This is a genomic window from Ectopseudomonas guguanensis, from assembly GCF_900104265.1.
In the GTDB taxonomy this organism is placed as follows: domain Bacteria; phylum Pseudomonadota; class Gammaproteobacteria; order Pseudomonadales; family Pseudomonadaceae; genus Aquipseudomonas; species Aquipseudomonas guguanensis.
The window spans coordinates 170,222-189,556 of the sequence record NZ_FNJJ01000012.1; the positions used below are offsets into that span (position 1 = coordinate 170,222).

At 66.7% G+C, this 19,335-nt stretch carries 17 protein-coding genes and 1 riboswitch; of the genes, 9 read left to right on the top strand and 8 right to left on the bottom strand.

Going from position 1 to position 19,335, the window contains the following annotated elements; all coding sequences use genetic code 11:
- Nucleotides 1–9: 9 nt before the first annotated feature.
- The gene (gene miaB, locus BLS61_RS17915; protein ID WP_090433086.1) at nt 10–1,353 is read right to left on the bottom strand and encodes a tRNA (N6-isopentenyl adenosine(37)-C2)-methylthiotransferase MiaB; all 1,344 of its coding nucleotides are present in this window, start codon (nt 1,351–1,353) and stop codon (nt 10–12) included.
- Between the two features lie 247 nt (nt 1,354–1,600).
- On the opposite strand from miaB, the gene BLS61_RS17920 reads away from it, so the two are divergent.
- Nucleotides 1,601–1,924 (top strand): DUF1820 family protein, encoded by a 324-nt coding sequence (locus BLS61_RS17920; protein WP_013717157.1) that lies wholly within the window; start codon nt 1,601–1,603, stop codon nt 1,922–1,924.
- A gap of 113 nt (nt 1,925–2,037) precedes the next feature.
- On the opposite strand, the gene BLS61_RS17925 is transcribed toward BLS61_RS17920, so the two are convergent.
- From BLS61_RS17925 to BLS61_RS17945, 5 genes are all read right to left on the bottom strand, one after another.
- Nucleotides 2,038–2,586: a tetratricopeptide repeat protein gene (locus tag BLS61_RS17925; protein ID WP_090433088.1), complete on the bottom strand. Its 549-nt coding sequence runs from the start codon at nt 2,584–2,586 to the stop codon at nt 2,038–2,040.
- A gap of 106 nt (nt 2,587–2,692) precedes the next feature.
- A complete protein-coding gene (locus BLS61_RS17930) occupies nt 2,693–3,325 on the bottom strand; it encodes a DUF6962 family protein (protein ID WP_090433090.1) in 633 nt (210 codons plus the stop codon).
- On the bottom strand, nt 3,325–4,614 hold the full coding sequence (hemL, locus tag BLS61_RS17935; protein WP_090433092.1) for a glutamate-1-semialdehyde 2,1-aminomutase: 1,290 nt from the start codon (nt 4,612–4,614) through the stop codon (nt 3,325–3,327). The genes BLS61_RS17930 and hemL overlap by 1 nt, the downstream gene beginning before the upstream one ends.
- Before the next feature lie 23 nt (nt 4,615–4,637).
- Entirely contained in the window at nt 4,638–5,261 is a 624-nt protein-coding gene (gene thiE / locus BLS61_RS17940; RefSeq protein WP_090433094.1) for a thiamine phosphate synthase, read from the bottom strand.
- Between the two features lie 10 nt (nt 5,262–5,271).
- A complete protein-coding gene (locus BLS61_RS17945) occupies nt 5,272–6,069 on the bottom strand; it encodes a hydroxymethylpyrimidine/phosphomethylpyrimidine kinase (protein WP_090433097.1) in 798 nt (265 codons plus the stop codon).
- A 143-nt stretch (nt 6,070–6,212) separates the two neighbouring features.
- On the opposite strand from BLS61_RS17945, the gene BLS61_RS17950 reads away from it, so the two are divergent.
- The 7 genes from BLS61_RS17950 to BLS61_RS17980 all read left to right on the top strand — a co-directional run bounded on the left by BLS61_RS17950 (nt 6,213) and on the right by BLS61_RS17980 (nt 16,060).
- Nucleotides 6,213–7,373, top strand: a complete 1,161-nt coding sequence (locus tag BLS61_RS17950; RefSeq protein WP_090433099.1) for an MFS transporter — start codon at nt 6,213–6,215, stop codon at nt 7,371–7,373.
- Nucleotides 7,374–7,529: 156 nt separating this feature from the next.
- Entirely contained in the window at nt 7,530–8,297 is a 768-nt protein-coding gene (locus BLS61_RS17955; protein ID WP_090433101.1) for an ABC transporter ATP-binding protein, read from the top strand.
- A 2-nt stretch (nt 8,298–8,299) separates the two neighbouring features.
- Entirely contained in the window at nt 8,300–10,276 is a 1,977-nt protein-coding gene (gene fhuB, locus BLS61_RS17960; protein WP_090433103.1) for a Fe(3+)-hydroxamate ABC transporter permease FhuB, read from the top strand.
- Complete coding sequence (locus tag BLS61_RS17965; RefSeq protein WP_090433105.1) at nt 10,273–11,163, top strand: ABC transporter substrate-binding protein; 891 nt, start codon at nt 10,273–10,275, stop codon at nt 11,161–11,163. Before fhuB ends, BLS61_RS17965 begins: the two co-directional genes overlap by 4 nt.
- A gap of 90 nt (nt 11,164–11,253) precedes the next feature.
- Nucleotides 11,254–13,665, top strand: a complete 2,412-nt coding sequence (locus tag BLS61_RS17970; protein WP_090433107.1) for a hybrid sensor histidine kinase/response regulator — start codon at nt 11,254–11,256, stop codon at nt 13,663–13,665.
- Between the two features lie 107 nt (nt 13,666–13,772).
- Entirely contained in the window at nt 13,773–14,414 is a 642-nt protein-coding gene (locus tag BLS61_RS17975; RefSeq protein WP_090433109.1) for a TetR/AcrR family transcriptional regulator, read from the top strand.
- A complete protein-coding gene (locus tag BLS61_RS17980) occupies nt 14,411–16,060 on the top strand; it encodes an acyl-CoA dehydrogenase family protein (RefSeq protein WP_090433111.1) in 1,650 nt (549 codons plus the stop codon). The genes BLS61_RS17975 and BLS61_RS17980 overlap by 4 nt, the downstream gene beginning before the upstream one ends.
- A 524-nt stretch (nt 16,061–16,584) precedes the next feature.
- Here the strand turns inward: BLS61_RS17980 and BLS61_RS17985 are convergent.
- A complete protein-coding gene (locus BLS61_RS17985) occupies nt 16,585–17,328 on the bottom strand; it encodes a carbonic anhydrase (protein WP_090433113.1) in 744 nt (247 codons plus the stop codon).
- Nucleotides 17,329–17,638: 310 nt separating this feature from the next.
- A riboswitch (cobalamin riboswitch) is annotated at nt 17,639–17,840 on the top strand.
- Nucleotides 17,841–17,879: 39 nt separating this feature from the next.
- Here BLS61_RS17985 and BLS61_RS17990 point away from each other — a divergent pair.
- Entirely contained in the window at nt 17,880–18,563 is a 684-nt protein-coding gene (locus tag BLS61_RS17990) for an energy-coupling factor ABC transporter permease (protein ID WP_090433115.1), read from the top strand.
- Between the two features lie 10 nt (nt 18,564–18,573).
- Here the strand turns inward: BLS61_RS17990 and BLS61_RS17995 are convergent, their stop codons facing one another.
- On the bottom strand, nt 18,574–19,308 hold the full coding sequence (locus BLS61_RS17995; RefSeq protein WP_090433117.1) for a hypothetical protein: 735 nt from the start codon (nt 19,306–19,308) through the stop codon (nt 18,574–18,576).
- Nucleotides 19,309–19,335 lie beyond the last annotated feature (27 nt).

Sequence of the window (19,335 nt, forward strand, 5' to 3'; positions counted from 1 at the left end):
ACCAGTGCGTTAATGGAGGGTGTCGGCATCCAGCAGGGTGCCGCGCAGCGAATGGGGCAGGGCGTCGTCGATGTGCACATCGACGAACTGGCCGATCAGGCGCGGATTGTCGCAACGGAAATTGACGATGCGATTCTGCTCGGTGCGGCCCTGGAGCATGCCCGGGTCCTTCTTCGAGTAGTCGCTGACCAGGATGCGCTGCACCGTGCCGACCATGCGCCGGCTGTTCTCGAAACCGTTCTGGTTGATGCGGTGCTGCAGCAGGGCCAGACGCTGCTTCTTCACTTCTTCCGGGGTGTCGTCGACCAGATCGGCGGCCGGAGTACCGGGGCGCGAGCTGTAGATGAAGGAGAAGGAGAAGTCGAAACCGACATCCTCGATCAGCTTCATGGTCTGCTCGAAATCCTTCTCGGTCTCGCCGGGGAAGCCGACGATGAAGTCCGAGCTGATCAGAATGTCCGGCACGGCGGCGCGCAGCTTGCGGATGCGCGACTTGTATTCCAGGGCGGTGTGGTTGCGCTTCATCGCCGCGAGGATGCGATCCGAGCCGGACTGCACCGGCAGGTGCAGGTATTTCACCAGCTGCGGAATTTCGGCGTGAGCCTGGATGATGGCGTCGGAGAACTCCAGCGGGTGGCTGGTGGTGTAACGGATGCGCTCGATACCGTCGAGGGCAGCAACGGCATGCAGCAGCTCGGCGAAATCGGCGATATGGCCGTCCGGGGCTTGCCCGCGATAGCCGTTGACGTTCTGCCCGAGCAGGGTGACTTCCTTCACGCCCTTCTCGGTGAGGGAGGTGATTTCCATCAGTACGTCGACCAGCGGGCGGCTGACTTCCTCGCCGCGGGTGTAGGGCACTACGCAGAAGGTGCAGTACTTGCTGCAGCCTTCCATCACCGAGACGAAGGCGCTGGGACCATCGACGCGCGGCTCGGGCAGGCGGTCGAATTTCTCGATCTCGGGGAAGCTGATGTCCACCTGGGCGGTCTTGGTGGTGCGCGCGGCGTCGATCATTTCCGGCAGGCGGTGCAGGGTCTGCGGGCCGAACACCACGTCGACATAGGGCGCTCGGTCGCGAATCGCCGCGCCTTCCTGGCTGGCCACGCAGCCACCGACGCCGATCACCAGGTCCGGGTTGGCCTGCTTCAGCTCGCGCCAGCGGCCGAGCTGGGAGAACACCTTGTCCTGCGCCTTCTCGCGGATCGAGCAGGTATTGAGCAGGATCACGTCGGCTTCTTCGGGTTTTTCCGTAACCTCCAGAGCCTGATGCTCGCCCAGCAGGTCGACCATGCGCGAGCTGTCGTACTCGTTCATCTGGCAACCGTGGGTTTCGATATAGAGCTTCTTGGTCATGGCACTGTCTGAGGTGGTTAAAAAATGACCGCGCATTATAGGGGAGAGGTGGGCTACAGGCTACAGGCGGCAGGCCACAGGCAAGAGCGTCGGCGGGTAGCCCGGATGCAATCCGGGACTTGCGGCGTCCATCCCCGGATTGCATCCGGGCTACGCTTGCCTGCCGCCTGCCGCCTGCCGCCTGCCGCCTGCTGCCTGTGCCTTGTGCTATTCTGCGCGCCCCGTTTTTTCCTGCCTTCGAGTCTCCATGAGCAAGCGCGATCCCATCTACAAGGTGATTTTCCTCAACCAGGGCCAGGTGTACGAGATGTATGCCAAGCAGATCTACCAGAGCGATCTGTGGGGCTTTCTGGAGGTGGAGGAGTTCGTCTTCGGCGAACGCAGCCAACTGGTGGTCGACCCCAGCGAGGAGAAGCTCAAGGCGCAGTTCGAGGGTGTGGTACGCAGCTTCGTGCCGATGCACGCGATCATCCGCATCGATGAGGTGGAGCGCCTGGGCACGGCGAAGATCAGCGAGGCCAAGGGTGGCGGCAATGTCATGCCATTCCCCATGCCGATGCCGGACAAGTAAGCGGCGGCACGGGATAGGTAGGGTGGGCTTCAGCCCACCAGCTTTATTGCGATGCCACTTGGTGGGCTGAAGCCCACCCTACGACCTGAAGAACCCTACGGCGTCAAGGCCCTTCAGGGCAGCGGCGCGAAAGGCGAGCGACCTTCAGCTGTCTGCAGCTCCAGCAGGTAGCTGCGGAAGATCTGCCCCAGCACCTGGCTGGCGATTTCCAGTTCATCGCGACGCATCTGCGCCGAAACCAGGTCGGCGCTGTCCATGGCTTCGTCCGAGCCATTGACCGACGCCATCTTCAACACGATGTAGGCCTGCACATTGTTGGCCGGTACGCCTTCGCCGCGGAAGAACATGGTGCCCAGGCGCAGTTGCGCTTCGGCGTGGCCCTGCAGCGAGGCGCGCTCGAACCAGGTCAGCGCCTGCTTGAGGTCGCGCGGGGTGCGCTTGCCGTCGTAGTAATACTCGCCCAGCTCGAAGGCGGCCTGCATGTTGCCGGCGCGCGCCATTTCCTGGCAGCTGGCCAGGGCATCGGGCATTTCTTCGGGGGAGGCGTTCAGGGCGCAGCTGCCGCTGGCGGGGATCAGCAGAGAGTTGCCGCCTGCGAACGCAAACAGCGGGAGGAAAAGCAACAGGCAGCCCAGGGACAGGGTGCGGCCGGTGCGGTTCATCTGGATAACGGGACCTCGGCAGTTCAGGTCGGGTGACGTGCCCGGTCGGCGCAAAGCGTGCCGACCGTCGCATTATGGAATAAACCGCGTGCTCGTTACAAAGGCTTTACCCGGTCTGTCGTTTCGCACTTCCCGGCAGGCTCAGCAGCAGCCAGGCCAGCAGTGGGTAGGCCGGCGCCAGCAGCACGTGGAACAGGTCGATACGGCGCAGCGGTCCGATCACGCCGTCGGTGCCGACCGCCAGACCGGCCAGCAGGAACAGGCCCACCACCATGGCGGCGGCGATCACCGGCGCGCGCCGTGGCCACTGCACGGCACCGGCGTAGAGAATCAGCGCCAGGCTGGCCAGGTTCAGCGCCAGGCGGTAGTCCTCCAGATAGCCCAGTTGCCGAAACAGCTCGAAGAAGGCGCACAGGCCGAGGACGATGCGCCCCCAGTTCGGCCGACTCCAGGCCCAGCCGCGACCCAGCGCCAGTGCCGCGGCGCCGAGCAGCGGCAGGCCGAGAAAGCTGCTGGCCTGGGAGAGCCACAGGTGCGCGACCTGCCAGCTCGGGTCGAAGCCGTAACGAATCACGCCGACGCCGGCCGCCGCAGCCGGCAGCAGAAAACCGAGCAGGGCGCAGAACAGCGCCGGCTGATCGCCCTCGCCGTAGCGCCCGCGCGCCCGGCCGATCCATACGACGCAGACGGCGCAGGCCAGGGCCAGCAATGCATCGCTGAAGGCGGTGCTGTATTGCATCAGGCTTTTTTCAGCTCGGCGAAGGCGCGTTCGGCGGCGGCGAAGGTGATCTCCAGCTCCTTGTCGCCATGGGCGATGGAGGTGAAGCCCGCTTCGAAGGCGCTCGGCGCCAGGTACACGCCACCTTCCAGCATCAGGTGGAAGAAGCGGTTGAAGCGCGCGCTGTCGCTGGCCATCACGTCGGCGAAGGTGACGATGTCGTCGGCGCCGCTGAAATACAGGCCGAACATGGCGCCCGCCTGGGTGGTGACGAAGGGGATGCCGGCGGCATCGGCGCGCTGTTGCAGGCCATCGAGCATGCGTGTGGTGTAGTCGGTCAGCTCGGTGTGGAAGCCCGGACGGCTGATCAGCTTCAGCGTGGTCAGGCCGGCGGCCATGGCCAGCGGGTTACCCGACAGGGTGCCGGCCTGGTACACCGGGCCGAGCGGGGCGATGCACTCCATGATCGCGCGCTTGCCGCCGAAGCAGCCCACCGGCATGCCGCCGCCGATGATCTTGCCAAAGGTGGTCAGATCCGGAGTGACGCCGTAGTGCGCCTGGGCGCCGCCGAGGGCGACGCGGAAACCCGTCATCACCTCGTCGAAGATCAGCACCACGCCGTGCTTGTCGCACTGCTCGCGCAGGCCTTCGAGGAAGCCCGGCGCCGGCGGCACGCAGTTCATGTTGCCGGCTACCGGCTCGACGATGATGCAGGCGACTTCCTTACCCACCTGCGCCAGGCATTCGGCCACGGCGTCGATGTCGTTGAACGGCAGGGTCAGGGTGTGCTTGGCGAAGGCCGCCGGCACGCCCGCGGAGTTCGGCACGCCCTGGGTCAGGGCGCCGGAGCCGGCCTTGACCAGCAGGCTGTCGGAGTGACCGTGGTAGCAGCCCTCGAACTTGATGATGCTGTCGCGGCCGGTATAGCCACGGGCCAGACGGATGGCGCTCATGGTCGCCTCGGTGCCGGAGCTGACCATGCGCACCATCTCCATCGACGGCACCAGGCTGCATACCAATTCGGCCATCTCGGTTTCCAGCGCGGTCGGCGCGCCGTAGGACAAGCCGTGCTGCAGCTGGCGACGCACCGAGTCGAGCACGTCCGGGTGGCTGTGGCCGAGGATCATCGGGCCCCAGGAGCCGACGTAGTCGACGTAGCGCTTGTCGTCTTCATCCACCACGTAGGCGCCTTCGGCGTGCTTGAAGAACAGCGGCGTGCCGCCGACGCTGCGGAAGGCACGCACCGGCGAGTTGACGCCGCCGGGGATGTGCTTTTGGGCATTGGCGAAGAGGATTTCGGAGCGGGACATGGCAGGTTCTCTCTGAAAAGGGGTCAATCGAACAGCGCGGCGAAGGCGCGGGCGCGGTCTTGCACCTCGAGGGCGGAGTCCGCGGCAAACAGGGTGTGGATCACGGCCACCATGCTGGCGCCACGGGCGATCAGGCCTGGCGCGGTGCCTAAGGTCACGCCGCCGATGGCGACGATGGGCTGGGCAAAGCGCGCGCGCGCCTGATCCAGCAGCTCCACGGTGGCGGCCGGGGCGCCGGGCTTGGTGTTGGAGTTGAAGAAGCGGCCGAAGGCGATATAGCTGGCGCCTTCGGCGACGGCGCGCTCGGCCAGCTCCAGCTGGGCGTGGCAGGTACCGCCGATCACGACTTCTGCGCCGAGGCGAGCGCGAGCGGCGGCCAGCGAGCCGTCGGTCTGGCCCAGATGCAGGCCGACGCCCAGGCGTGCCGCCAGCTCCAGGTCATCGTTGATGATCAGCGTGGCGCCGTGGCGCTGGCACAGTTCGGCCAGGGCCTGGGCTTCATCGAAACGGCGCCCGGCATCGCCGGATTTATCGCGGTATTGCAGCAGACGCGCGCCACCGATCAGCGCCGCTTCGGCATAGGGCAGCAGCTTGCCACCGGCCAGCAGCGGGGTGTCGGTGATGGCGTAGAGGCCGCGAAGATTCATGCCCAGCTCTTCATTGTGAAAAATCCAAAGGCAGGCGGCGCGGCACGTATTGGCCATGGCCGGGCTCTTCGGCGTCGCGCAGGGTGCGCCAGGTGTAGTCCAGGGCACTTTTCACGGCGCTGACCAGTTCCTCGCCCAGGGCCAGGCGACCGGCCAGGGTGCTGGCCAGGGTGCAGCCGGAGCCGTGGTAACTGCCGGGCAGGCGCGCGCAGGTGAAGGTGTGGCGGCTGCCGTCACGGCAGTACAGGCGGTTGTGCACTTCGGCTTCGTCACCGTGGCCGCCGGTGATCAGCAGGTGTTCTATAAAAGGCAGCAGCTTCTCGGCGCACTCGTCGGCGCTGCCTTGCGGCAGTTCGGCGAGGATGCGCGCTTCCGGCAGGTTCGGCGTGGCGATGGTGGACACGGCGAACAGGCGCTCGCGCATGGCATAGCCGACGTCGTCCTTGCCCAGCGAGCCGCCGCCGCCGGCGCGCAGCACCGGGTCGCAGACCAGCGGTACGCCCGGCAGCTGGCTCATCACCTCGAGCACGGTCTCGACCATCTCCACCGAGCCGAGCATGCCCAGCTTGACGGCGGCCACCGGCATGTCGGCGATCACGGCGCGGGCCTGGGCCAGCACCCAGTCGCGGTCGAGCACGCGGAAGTCGGAGACGTTGACGGTGTCCTGCACGGTCAGCGCGGTTACCGTCGGGGCGGCGTGACAGCCCTGCGCCAGCAGAGCTTCGATATCGGCCTGCAGGCCGGCACCACCGCTGGGGTCGTGACCGGACATGCACAGCACTACGGGGCGGGAGTTTGGCGTTTTCATGGTGCGCGAGCTTATCACTAACCGCCGGTCGGTCGCTGCATGTCATGCCGGCTGTTAGCCGTTCTGATTCTCGTCCGTATTGGCATTGGCGGGTTCGTCGATGGCATCATGCGCGGCCCTGCCGCCTTGCCCGATTGCCTCCGATGACGCTGCGTACCTGCCTGATCATGATGACCGCCCTGGCGGTGATCACCGACAACCTGATCATTCCCTTCTATCCGCAGTACTTCGCCGAGCGCTTCGACAACCCGCCGGAGCAGCACGTCGGCCTGTATCTGGCGGTGGTCAGCTTCGTGGTGATGGCGGTGTTCCCGCTCTGGGCGCGTCTGGCCAGGCGCGTGCATCCGGTGCGCATCCTGATCAGCGCGCAGCTGATGGCCGGTAGCCTGACCGCTGCCTGCTACTTCATCGACTCGCTGCCGCTGTTCTGGGTGGTGTCGCTGCTGATGGTGGTGTTCAAGGGCAGCTACCTGCTGATGTACCCCTACGTGATGAGCCTGCAGCAGCAGGACAACCACACCCAGACCATCGGCACGCTGTCAGTGGTGGTGCACTTCGGCGCCATTCTCGGCGCTGCGCTGGGCGGGCTGATCCTGCAGGTGATGAACATTGGCGACGTGTTCCTGGTGATGGCCGCCGGCGACTTCATCCAGATGGCCATCTGCATGCATCTGGTGCGCGGCTACCTGCCGGCGCCGGGCGAGCAGCCGGCAAGCGACGAGGCGCCGGTGCAGAACCAGGCGCGCAGCCTGCCGGCCATCTACCGCCTGTGCCTGGTTATGCTGCTGTTCTACTTCGTCGGTTACGTCACCCGGCCGTTCTTTGCCGTCTATTGGCAGCAGGTGGCGCACTGGAACAGCGAGATGGCCGCCGGCTTCGTCTATGCGCTGCCCGGCGCGGTGGCCGTGGTGGCGCTGTGGTGGGGGCGCCGCGCGACCAAACAGGGCAACACCCGTGACGGCATTCTCGCCGGTCTGCTGCTGGGCGCGGCGGCCACCTTCATCCAGGGCTTTGGCGATCAGTGGCTGATCCTGCTCGGCCGCGTGTTGTTCGGCTGGGCGCTGTATCAGGTCACCGTGCGCCTCGACGCACTGCTGTTCGAGCTCAGCTCGCCTGAGCACTACGCGGTGGACTTCAGCAAGATCAACATCTTCCAGTGCCTGGGCAACATGGGCTCGGCCTACGGCGCGGGCCTGCTGGTCAGCCATTACGGCCAGGCCATGCCGTTCTGGGTCGGTACTGCCGGCCTGCTGGTGACCGCTGCACTGTTTCCGTTGCTGGTGCGCAAACCGCGCGCGACCTGAGTCTTGAGTGGCGAATGATAATTTGATGCAGATGGGTATCGATGTTTAAATTCGCCCTCCGCCATAGCCGCCGCCGTCCGGGTTCGCCGCGATGCAAGACCTCTTCAAGCCGCTCGATGTGATCTGCCGCCGTCTGTCCGGGGAGCTGACCCCGGCATGCTGACGCTGCGTGATATCGAAGTGCGTCGCGGCGAGCGGGTGACGCTGGCGCTGGACGAGCTGCACCTCGAAGGCGATCGCTTCACCGTGATCCTCGGCCACAACGGCTCGGGCAAGTCGACCCTGATGAACCTGCTGGCGCGACAGTTGCAGCCGACGCGCGGCACGCTGGCGCTGGACGAGCAGCCGCTGGCGCGCTTCTCCGCGCGTGACTTCGCCCGCCGCGTGGCCTTTCTGCCGCAGCATCTGCCGGATGTGGCCGGCCTGACCGTGCGTGAGCTGGTGCGTCTGGGGCGTTTTCCCTGGCGCGGGCTGCTCGGTCGCTGGCGTGCCGACGACCACGCCGCCGTCGATCAGGCGCTGGCGCAGACCGATGTCGTCCATTACGCCGAGCACCTGGCCGACAGCCTGTCCGGCGGCGAGCGCCAGCGCGCCTGGATCGCCATGCTGCTGGCGCAGCAGTCGCCGCTGCTTTTGCTCGACGAGCCGACCTCGGCGCTGGATCTGGCGCACCAGTACGAGCTGATGGGCCTGCTGCGCCAGCTCAACCGCGACAGCGGGCGCGGCATCGTTGCCATCCTCCACGACATCAACCTCACCGCGCGGCATGCCGACCGGGTGATCGCCCTCAAGCAGGGGCGCATCTTCTTCGATGGCAGCCCGGACGAGCTGCTCAGCGGGCCGCTGCTCAGCCAGCTTTACGACATCGACATCCAGCTGATCGAGCAGCCCGGCAGCGCGCGCAAGATCGCCGTGGTGGCCTGAGCATGGCGGCAGTTTCGGCGCCGTCACGCCATGTCCTGACGCTGCTGGCGTTGCTGCCCCTGGCGCTGCTGCACCTGTGGCTGGCAGCCGACCTCGACCCGTTCGAACTCTGGGCCATGCTCGGCGCTGCGGAGCAGAGCTTCGAGCGCCTGCAACTGCAATTGTCGGCGTTGCCGCGGTTGAGCATGGCCTTGCTGGTGGGCGCTGCGCTGGGCTTGTCCGGCAGCCTGTTGCAGCAGATCACGCAGAATCGCCTGGTTTCCCCCATGACCATTGGCGCCTCGTCCGGGGCCTGGCTCGGCCTGGTCCTGGCCACCCTGCTGGTGCCGGCCTTCGCCGCCAGCCACGGTCAGTGGGCGGCGCTCGGCGGAGCGCTGCTGGCGGTCGGCCTGGTGCTGCTGATCGCCGGGCGCAGCGGCATCGGCGGCCTGCCGCTGGTGCTCGGCGGCATGGCCATGAACCTGCTGCTCGGTGCGCTGGCTGCCGGGCTGGTGCTGATCAACAACCAGTACACCCAGGGCTTGTTCGTCTGGGGTGCGGGGGACCTGGCGCAGATCGACTGGCACTGGGTGCAGTGGCTGTGGCCCAAGCTGCTGCTGGCCGTGCCGCTGCTGATCCTCGCGCCGCGGCCGTTGAGCCTGCTGCAGCTGGGCGGCGACGCCGCTCAGGCCCGTGGCCTGGCGCTGTGGCCGGTGATGCTGGTGCTGTTTCTGGCGGCGCTGTGGCTGTGCGCGGTGTCGATAACCGCGGTTGGCCTGATCGGCTTCATCGGCCTGCTCACGCCCAATCTGGCGAAAATGCTGGGCGCCCGCACGGCACGCGACGAGCTGAGTTACAGCGTGCTGCTCGGCGCCTTGCTGCTGCTGGCCACCGATGCCCTGGCGCTGCTGGCCAACCAGCTCAGCGGCCAGCTGGTACCCAGCGGCGCGGCGGCTGCGCTGATCGGCGCACCGGTGCTGCTGTGGCTGGCGCGTCGGCATCTGGCGGCGGAAGACCCGCACGGCCTGCGCTTGCCGACCGGCGCCGAACGCTTCGGCTGGCGCGGCGCATTGTGGCTCGGGCTGCTGGCTGGGCTGGCACTTGTGCTCGCCCTGGGCCTGGCGCGCGGCGTCGAGGGCTGGCGTCTGCAATGGCCGTCGGCGCTGGTCTGGTCGCTGCGCTGGCCGCGCGTGCTGACCGCCGCCTCGGCGGGCGCCGGGTTGGCGATTGCCGGTCTGTTGCTGCAGCGCCTGCTGCGCAACCCCCTGGCCAGCCCGGATATCCTCGGCCTGTCGGCCGGCGCCACCCTGGCGGTGATGCTGGCGCTGACCTGGTTCGGCGGCGCCTTGCTCGGTGCCGTCGCGCCGCTGGCGGCCTTCGTCGGCTGCCTCGCCGTTCTGGCACTGCTGATGCTGCTGGGCCGCCGTCACCAGTATTCGCCGGCGCTGATGGCGCTACTGGGGATTTCCCTCGGCGCGCTGCTCAACGCCGCCTTGCAGTTCGTGCTGGCCAAGGGCAGCAGCGATTCGTTCGCGCTACTGGGCTGGCTGGCCGGCTCCACCTACCGCGCCACGCCGGCGCAGGCGCTGTGGCTGACGCTGGGCGTGCTGCTGTTTGGCGCGCTGGCGCTGCTGTTCCAGCGCGCGCTGACCTTGATCGGCATCGGCGATGGCGTGGCCGCCAGCCGCGGCCTCGACGTGCCGCGGCTGCGCCTGGCGCTGCTGGTGCTGGTGGCGCTGCTCTGTGCGCTGGTCACCAGCCTGCTCGGGCCTGTGGCGTTCCTGGGCCTGCTGGCGCCGCATATCGCGGTGATGCTCGGCGCGCGTCGGGTGGCGCCGCAGCTGTTTCTCGCCGCCGCCCTGGGCGCGCTGCTGATGCTGCTGGCCGACTGGGCCGGGCGCACGCTGATCTTTCCCCTGCAGATTCCGGTGGGCATCGTCGCCTCGGTGCTGTGCGGCGGTTACTTCGTTTTCCTGCTGATCCGCGGGAGGCTGGCATGAGGCAGTGGCTGCTGGGCGCGCTGCTGCTCTGGCTGGCGCCGGTATGGGCTGATACCGCGCCGCGGGTGGCAGCGCTGAGCTGGGAGGCCACCGAGCATTTGCTGATGCTCGAGGTGACGCCGCTGACCGTGGCCGATGCCGGCGACTACCGCACCTGGGTGGTACGGCCGACCTTGCCCGCTGGCGTGCCCTCGGCCGGCTCGCGCCTGGAGCCCAATCTCGAACTGCTGGCCGAGCTGCGGCCCGAGTTGATCGTCATACCTCCCTTGCTGGAGGACATCCGCCCGTTGCTCGAGCGGATCGCGCCGGTGCAGGTGTACCCGGGCTTCAGCCAGCAGCACGACAATCTGCAGGCGCAGCGCGACGCCTTTCTCGACCTGGCGCGTGCGCTAGGCCGCGTGGCCTTGGCCGAGCAGCGCCTGCAGGCGATGGAAGCCGAGCTGGCGCGCTGGCGTGAGCGGCTGCAAGCGCATTACGGCGGGCACTTGCCCGCGGTGACGGTGATCCGCCTGTCCTCGCCGACGGCAGCCTTCATCAACGGCCCCAACTCCATGCCGCAGCACGCGCTGGACTTGCTCGGTCTGCAGCCGGCCATGGAGTTGGCGCCCAGCCCCTGGGGCATCACCCAGGTGCCGATCACCGCCCTGGGGCGCATCGATCGCGGCGTGGTGCTGCACATCGAGCCCTTCGCCCAGGAGGCCCAGCTGTTCGCCTCGCCGTTGTGGCAGGCGATGCCCTTCGTGCGTGAGCAGCGGTTCGCCGGGATGCCTTCGACCTGGACCTATGGCGGGGTGTTTTCCCTGCAGTACCTGGCCGAGGCCATGGCTCAAGCGCTGCTGAAACTGCCTTCTGAATCTGGAAAAGCGCCACGCCAGCCCCTAGAGTAGTGCGATTCGAATATAAGTCTGCCATGCGTGACGACATCATCGAGGGGGTAATGGGGCCCCGATGTCGTCCGACAAGGCTCGTGGGGTTGTATGTACCGGCTGCTCCTGCTCGTTCTGAGCTTCGTTTTTTCCTCGCTCGTGGGCGCCGTTACCTTCGACGAACAGACGCGCATGCTCCCGCTGGGGCAGAGCATGTACGTGTTCGAGGACGTGCGCGGCGACGCCAGCATCGACGATGTCGCCTCGCCGGCGGTGCAGGGCAGTTTCCGCCTGCATGACAAGCCGGTGCTCAACGCCGGCTACTCGCGTTCGGTGTTCTGGTTGCGCCTGGACCTGGAATACCGCCCCGTGCAGGCCCAGGGCGACCGCAACTGGCTGCTCGAGCTGGCCTATCCGCCGCTCGACCATATCGAGCTGTATGTCCCGGATGAGCAGGGCAGCTTCGCCCTGGCGCAACGCACCGGCGATGCGCTGCCATTCGACACGCGGCAGATCCGCCAGAACAATTACCTGTTCGAACTGAACCTGGAGCCGGGGCAGAGCAAGCGCATCTACCTGCGCCTGGAAAGCCAGGGCTCGATCCAGGCGCCGCTGACCCTGTGGGCGCCCAACGCCTACCTGGAAGAGCAGCCCGGGCGCATCTACGTACTCGGCATCATCTACGGCGTGCTGCTGGTGATGCTGGTGTACAACCTGTTCATCTTCCTCAGCGTGCGCGACACCAGCTACCTCTACTACATCCTCTACATCGCCTCGTTCGGCCTGTATCAGGTCTCGGTCAACGGCGCCGGCATCGAGTATTTCTGGCCCGACAATCCCTGGTGGGCCAATGCCGCCACCCCCTTCCTGATCGGCTCGGCTGCCCTGTTCGGCTGCCAGTTCGCGCGCAGTTTCCTGCACACCGCCGAGCACAGCCGCTGGGTCGACCGCCTGTTGCTGCTGCTGATGGCCTGCGGCGCCGCGGTGATGATCCTGGCGCTGAGCGTCAGCTACGCCACCGCCCTGCGCCTGGCGACCTACCTGGCGCTGCTGTTCACCGTGGTGATCTTCGCCGCCGGTATCCTCGCCTGGCTGCGCGGCATGCGCGTGGCGCGCTATTTCATCTTCGCCTGGACCGCCTTTCTCGTCGGCGGCCTGGTCAACACGCTGATGGTGCTGGGTTACCTGCCCAACGTCTTCCTGACCATGTACGCCAGCCAGATCGGCTCGGCCCTGGAAGTCAGCCTGCTGTCGCTGGCACTGGCCGACCGCATCAACGCGATGAAGGAAGAGCGCACGCGCATCCTCCAGGAGGCCGGGCGCAAGCTCGAGGAGCTGAACCAGGAACTGGCCGACAGCAACCGCTTCAAGGACGAATTCCTCGCCACCGTGACCCATGAACTGCGCACGCCGATGAACGGCGTGATTGGCTCGCTGGAACTGATGCAGACGGTGAAGATGGACGTCGAACTGGAGCAGTACCAGAAGACCGCCGCCGCCTCGGCGCGCGACATGATGCGCATGGTCAACGACATCCTCGCCCTGACCGAACTGCAGGCCGGCAAGCTCTATCCGCGGCGTGAGGCGTTCAGCCTGCGCGGCCTGTTCGACGGGCTGCGCGCGCAGTACGCGCCGCGTGCCGAGGACAAGGGGCTGACCTTCGCCCTGGAGCTGGATGACAACCTGCCCGATATCCTCGAAGGCGACGCCGCCAAGCTGGCGCAGGCCCTGGGCTATCTGCTGGACAACGCCATCAAGTTCACCAGCGAGGGCGGCGTGACGCTGCAGGTCGGCCGCGCCGGCAGCCAGGGCAGCAACCTGCCGCTGAGCGTGGTGGTCAGCGATACCGGTATCGGCTTCGCGCATGGCGAGGGCGATCTGTATCAGCGCTTCCACCAGCTCGACGGCTCCATGACGCGCAAGTACGGCGGCCTGGGCATCGGCCTGGCGATCTGCCGGCAGCTGGTCGATCTGCTCGGCGGCAGCCTCGGCCACGAATCGCAGCCCGGTGTTGGCAGCCGCTTTCGTCTCAATGTGCCGCTGACGCTGCCGGAGCAGCAAGCGGTGCCCGTTGCCCGTCCGCAGCGCGTGCCGAGTGGCACGGCACTGCGCCAGGCGCAGCAGTGCACGGTGCTGATCGTCGAGGACAACGCGATCAACCAACTGGTGACGCGCGGCATGCTGCTCAAGTTGGGTTACCGCGTGCGTACCGCCGACAATGGCGCCGAAGCCCTGGACCTGCTGCGCGGTGAAGGGGTCGACGCCGTGCTGCTGGACTGCCAGATGCCGGTGATGGACGGCTTCGCCACCTGCCGTGCCATCCGCGCACTGCCGGGCTTTGCCGAGGTGCCGGTGCTGGCGATTACCGCGCACAGCCATAGCGGCGACCGCGAGCGCTGTCTGGCCGCGGGCATGAGCGACTACCTGGCCAAGCCGGTGAAGTTCGAGGAGTTGCGCGTGCTGCTGCACGACTGGGTGCTGTGCCGTCCGCCGCAGGTATCCGGCGGCGCTGCTCCGATCTGACGACCTGCACCGCTCCTTCCCGATTCGCCGGCAGATTTGGCCGTATCGTCCCTTTAGTCATGGTCTGAATCCTGATTCACTGCTGGATATGAATCAGGATTCAGACCATGGCCTACCGTATCACCGAAGCTCGAATCGACCGTGACCAGGCACAGCGTCAGCGCATTCTCGCCTGCGCGCTGGAGCGGGTCGTCGCGGGTGGTTTCGCGGCCCTGACCATGCAGGCGCTGGCCGACGATGTCGGCATCGCCACCGGCAGCCTGTACCGCCACTTTCGCAGCAAGGGCGAGTTGGCCGCCGAAGTCTTCGCCGCTGCCAGCCAGCGTGAGGTGGATGCCCTGGCCGCTGCCTTGCGTGGGCCGGGTAGCGCCAGCGAGCGCCTGCGCAGCGGCCTGCAACAGTTCGCCGCCCGTGCCTGGCACAGCCGGCGCCTGGCCTTCGCACTGATCGCCGAGCCGGTCGATCCGGAAGTCGACGAGCAGCGCCTGCTCTATCGCGAAGCCTATGCCGAACTGTTCGGCGACCTGCTCGACGAGGGTGTTCGTATCGGCGAGTTCCGGCTCGAGCAGATCGGCCTGGTCGCGGCCTGTCTGGTCGGCGCTATTGCCGAGGCCCTGGTCGGGCCGCTGTCACCACCTGCCCGCGCCGCTCGCGAAGCGGGTCGACCCAGTCCGTCGCTGGCGCAGGTCAGCGCCGGCCTCGTCACCTTCTGCCTGCGCGCCGTCGGCGCCGAGGAGTCCACGCGATGAAACCCAGCCTGCACGCCGAAACCCACGAGGTGTTCAACCAGGTGCCGAGCCTGGATGGCGCCAATCTCTATCGCCTCGATCTGCCGTTGCAGGAGTGGGTTCGCCGCTACGATGGCGGCTGGGCCGATGATCGTCTGAGCGCCTATGGCGCGCTGGCCGGCGGCGCCCTGATGCAGGCCGGCTTTCTCGCCAACGAGAACAAGCCGGTGTTCAAGAGCCACGACCGTTACGGCAACCGCATCGACCTGGTGGAGTTTCACCCGGCCTATCACGAGCTGATGCGCACGGCCATCGAACATGGCCTGCCATCGCTGCCCTGGACCGATCCGCGCGCCGGCGCCCATGTCGCTCGCGCCGGGCTTTCCTACCTGCACAGCCAGGCCGAGTCCGCCAGCGGCTGCCCGCTGACCATGACCTTCGCCGCGGTGCCGGCCATTCGCCTGCAGCCCAACGTGGCCGAGCAGTGGCTGCCGAAGATCCTTGCCACGCAGTACGACCCGCGCAACCTGCCGATGGAGCAGAAGGCCGGTGTCACCATCGGCATGGCCATGACCGAGAAACAGGGCGGCACCGACGTGCGCGCCAACACCACCCGCGCCTATCCCATCGGCCTAGGCGGGCCGGGGCAGGCGTACGAGCTGGTCGGCCACAAGTGGTTCTGCTCGGCGCCGATGTGCGATGCCTTCCTCACCCTGGCCTACACCGACAAGGGCTTGAGCTGCTTCCTGCTGCCGCGCCATCGCCCGGATGGCACGCGCAACCAGTTCTACATCCAGCGCCTGAAGAACAAGCTGGGCAACTGGGCCAACGCCTCCAGCGAAGTGGAATACCGCGGCGCCTTCGCCTGGATGCTCGGCGAGGAAGGGCGCGGCGTGCCCACCATCATCGAGATGGTGGCCATGACCCGCTTCGACTGCATGGTCGGGTCCAGCAGCCTGATGCGCCAGGCGCTGACCCAGGCCGCGCACCACTGCGCGCATCGCCAGGTGGGCGGCAAGCTGCTCGCCGACCAGCCGCTGATGCAGAACGTGCTGGCCGACCTGGCACTGGAGAGCGAGGCCGCCCTGGCGCTGTGCATGCGCATGGGCCGCGCGCTCGATCATCAGCATGACGAGCAGGAAGACAAGTTCGCCCGCCTGGTCACCGCCGTGGGCAAGTACTGGATCTGCAAGCGCGCACCGGAAATGATCTACGAGGCCAGCGAGTGCATGGGCGGCGCCGGCTACGTCGAGGAAACCATCATGCCGCGTCTGTATCGTGAGGCGCCGGTCAACTCTATCTGGGAAGGCTCGGGCAACGTGCAGTGCCTGGACGTGCTGCGTGCCCTGTCCAAGGAGCCCGGCGTGCTCGACGCGCTGTTCAACGAGCTGGGTGACGGCCATGGCGATGCCCGCCTGAAGGCGCACATCCAGCGCCTGAAAGCCGACTTCAGCGACACCGCCGACATCCAGTACCGCGCCCGCCAGCTGACCGAGGACATGGCCGTGGCGCTGCAGGCCAAGCTGTTGCTGGAGGCTGGCAACAGCGCGGTCAGCGACGCCTTCATCGCCAGTCGCCTGGAAGGCCGCGGCCGCGTCTACGGCACCCTGCCGCGCAGCGTCGACGTCGAGGCTCTGGTGGCGCGCAGCATGCCGCATCTGCTTTGATGCGAGGGCGATCTTTAACAAGGAAAAGTTGGTGGATTTTTAGCGACTGATTTTTCCCTTTGGGAACAGTTGGTTACGCTAAGTGTGTTCCCCGCGTGAGCGGGGATGAACCGTTCGCTACGGGATCACTGCCTTGAGTGGTGCGGTGTTCCCCGCGCCAGCGGGGGTGAACCGTAGCCGAGGTCAGGTGCGGTGATCAGCTCCTTGTGTTCCCCGCGCCAGCGGGGATGAACCGAACACAGGGAAAGCGCGATAAAGGTGTAATGCTGTTCACTTAAGGTTGTACACGCTTCGTTCCCCTCTCCCATTTATGGGAGAGGGGTTAGGGGAGAGGGCCGAAAACACCGCGGGACTGCCATTTTCCCCTCTCCCTAACCCTCTCCCCGGAGGGGCGAGGGGACTGATCGCGTTCCACCGTTTCTTGTGAACATCATTGCGATAAAGGCGGGATATGTGTTCCCCGCTCCAGCGGGGATGTCGAGTTGGTGTAACGATGCGCCGGCCATGCGGCCGGCGCATCGGGTTCAGTCGTCGCTTTCCAGCACTTGACGGTCGTGAAGCGCCTGGATCGGGCGTGCGTTCATGGCGTACAGGTGCTGGAACTGCAGCAGTTGTGCGTGGGATAGCTCGACGGGTTGCTTCAGTACACGCCATTGCACGTTCTCGCTGCACGGCGGCGTGGTCAGTGAGCCGGCGAAGGCGTAGTAGCCCTGCTGCTGTGGCAGCACGGCCTGCGGCGTGAAGCTGTCGGCCAGTTCGACTTTGTCGCCTGCCCTGGGTGGCATGGCGTCGAACACCTGAGCCAGGGCCTGGTTCTGCGCGCCTTCCTTGAACAGCACCGCGACCACCGCCAGGCGGCCGTCGGCGGCCTGGTGGACGAAGTGCGCCACCATCGGGAATGCCTTGCCGGCGATGTGTTCCTCACTGGGCGTATGGAAATGGAACTGCACCAGGCGATAGGGCTTGCCGTCGATCTCGATGCCGCCGGCATTGGCCAGGTTCACCTGGACGGTGTGGCCGTTGTTCACCACTTCGGCCGGGCTGGCCTGATAGTCGAAGGCGATGCGCGGCAGGGCGGCACGCGTGGCATTGCGGATGTCGATGGGCGATTGGGCGTGGCCGATCGCGCAGGTTTCGTAGCCTGGGTCCAGCTGGGCCCAGTGTTCGGGGCCTTCCTTGCCGTCGTAGGTCCAGTGAGGTTGCTGTTCGGCGGCCATGGCGCCGGTTGCGAACAGGGCGGTCAACGCAACGATCAGGGTCTTCTTCATATGCGCTCTCGTGACTGGATGATGGGCCTGCAGGCTCGCGTGGCCAGCGCCGACGCGAGTACGGAAATACTACGACGTCATTGTAATAAAAAGTTACGTTTATCCTTGGCCGTGTGACAGTTGGCGCATTTGCGGGCAGATCGGGCGCTTTCCGGACAGCCTGCGTTCAGCCAGCAGCGACACAGCGGGGATGCTTTCCGCTGCCGCACCTGGCATGCGCCACAAGGGGCACAGCGCCTGCTCCGGCTGCTGTCGAAGGCCTGAGCGCGCGGCGATCGAGCGCCAATGCTGTCTTTTGCTCTGGCGGCGGAGTAAGGTTGCCGCCGATGGTTCCGCCGCCTCTGGCGCGCGGATGAAAAGGGAACAGGGTGCGGCGCTGCGTCGCCAATGCCCTGGCTGCCCCCGCAACTGTAAGCGGCGAACGATGCCCTCGATGCCACTGACTTCGGTCGGGAAGGCGGGCGAAGTGCCAAGCCGTGAGCCAGGAGACCTGCCATCGAACCCATTGATCCTCAAACTCGTCGCGCGGTGGGCGCGACCAAGGAACTCGCATGCATATCGAACCCGGTGTCGTCGAAGGCGCCAAGATCTTCCTCAGCTATGCAACGGCCGTCGCGGCCCTGGGCCTGACCGCCAAACTGGCGCGCGATGCCATCCGCGACAACGGCGGGGTGCTCGCCCTGGCGCTGCGCAGCCTGCTGACCACTGCCCTGGTGTTCTGCTTCTTCGAGGTGTTGCCGCATCACCCGGTGGGGGTTTCCGAGGTGCACCTGATTCTCGGCTCGACCCTGCTGCTGCTGTTCGGCGCCGGTGCCACGGCCATCGGTCTGGCTGCCGGCCTGCTGCTGCAGGGGCTGCTGTTCGCCCAGTTCGACCTGCCGCAGTACGGCATGAACGTCACCACCCTGCTAGTGCCGCTGTGGGGTATCAGCCTGCTGGCCAAGCGCATCGTCGCGCCGGGCACGGCCTATGTGGACCTTTCCTACAAGCAGGCGCTGGCGCTGTCGACCGCCTATCAGGGCGGCATCGTCGCCTGGGTGGCGTTCTGGGCCTTCTACGGTCAGGGCTTGGCTGGCGAGAACCTGGCGGCAGTGGCCAGTTTCGGCCTGGCCTACATGAGCGTGATCCTGATCGAGCCGCTGGTCGACCTGGGCGTGCTGGCCACAGCCAAGGCCCTGTCGCGTTTCAGCCAGGGGCCGCTGTTCAACGTGCGCCTGCACCACAGCGCCAGCTGAGCTCGCGCCGCTAACGGCGGCGCTGCCAGATCATCTTGCCGGTATTGCTTTCGGTGATCAGGGCCTGGTCGCTGAAACGGTAGTAGGCAGCCGGCTGATAGTCGGCAGCGCCTGCCAGGCGCACCAGCAGCAAGCCGTCCTGGCTGCGCCAGTGGCCACTGTATTGCACCTCGCCGGGGCTGTCGTAGCTCCAGTCGCTGCCGCCGCCGACCGAACGGGTCCACTGCGTGGCACTGCCATCGGCGTTCAGTTGCAGGGTCAGCAGGGTCGTGAGCGAAGCGAAACTGGCGCCGCCGCTGTCGATGATCTTCTCGTGTACCCAGGTACCGACAAGTGCCGGGTCCTGCCTGCCTGGCGTGGCTACCGGCGGCGTTTGCGCCGCGGGGGCGGCGATGCGCTGGAACAGGGCCTGGCGCTCGAGCACCTGGCCGTTGCGCGGATCGCGTGCGGCGATGCTGGTGTTGAGCATGGCATTGGCGTAGGTGGCATTCATGTTGGCCAGCAACAGACCCGAGCGCGGATCGCTGATCTCGGCACGCAGCAGCTTGCCGTCGTAGCGGCCCTTGACGGTCAGGCGCAGGTGCTTGCTCTCCACGTACTCGCCTTCCACTGCGGCGCCGTGCTGGCGCAGGATCAGCTCGCTCGGCTGGCCGTCGAGCACCACGTGATAGTGGCCGTCGAGTTCGCCGGCTTGAGTGGCGAAGCCGATCAGGGCAAGCAGCAATGGCGCGGCGATGCGGAGCATGAGCTGACACTCTGGCTGGCTGATTGC